Source organism: Actinomadura sp. WAC 06369, assembly GCF_003947565.1.
GTDB classification, from domain to species: Bacteria; Actinomycetota; Actinomycetes; order Streptosporangiales; family Streptosporangiaceae; genus Spirillospora; species Spirillospora rifamycini.
The window spans coordinates 1-723 of the sequence record NZ_QHJN01000407.1 but is presented as its reverse complement, the minus strand read 5'-3'; the positions used below and the strand labels follow the sequence as shown (position 1 = coordinate 723).

Here is a 723-nt window from a genome sequence, read left to right as displayed (position 1 = left end):
CCGCAGGATCCCTCCCCGCACGACGACCCCTCCCCGGGCGACGGACCGGACGTCCCTCCGACGCACCCCTTACCCGCGGGGTTCCGTCCGCACTCGGCCGCGCGGCGGCCGAACCCTCCGCCCGCCGCTGGCATCGGAACCGGCGATCAAAGGTGCGCATGAGGCGAACGGGCGTCGGCGTCGGAGGCGCTGCTCTCGGCTGCCGCGTGCGCGGGCCTCGCCAACCCGTTCCGCTGGGTCGGGGCGGACGGCCTGTACTGGCTGTGGACACGGGCGACCCGGACATGGGCGACCCGGACACGGGCGACCCGGATACGGGCGGCGCGGCGTCCGGCTCCGCCGGTCTCGGGTCGTCCCGCTTCGCCGGCCCCGGGACGGTCGTCGTCGACGACGGCTCGCGGCGGTGGACGCCGGCGTTCGACCCGGACGACGTCTGCGCGATCGACACGCTCCCGTCCGAGGCGTGCGAACCCGGCCTCTACACCGGCCGACCTCCGCCCCACCCTGCCGCGACTCCGCAGAGTGCTTGATCGTAACGTTCTGTGCATGGGGGATGAGCGGGCGAGCTGGATCGGGCCGGGCGGGTTGCAGGTGGCGGCGGTGCGGCTCGCGGGGGCGCACCGGGTGTGGGCGGAGTTCATGGGCGTCCGGGGGGACGGCGCCCTGCTGGTGACCAAGGGCGGGGCGCTCGTGGGGCGGGGCTATTACCGGACGGTCGAGGAA

The 723-nt window shown here is 75.4% G+C and carries 1 protein-coding gene; it reads left to right on the top strand.

Going from position 1 to position 723, the window contains the following annotated elements:
* Window positions 1-263: 263 nt before the first annotated feature.
* Window positions 264-530 (top strand): hypothetical protein, encoded by a 267-nt coding sequence (locus tag DMH08_RS39705; RefSeq protein ID WP_125621442.1) that lies wholly within the window; start codon window positions 264-266, stop codon window positions 528-530.
* Window positions 531-723: the final 193 nt, after the last annotated feature.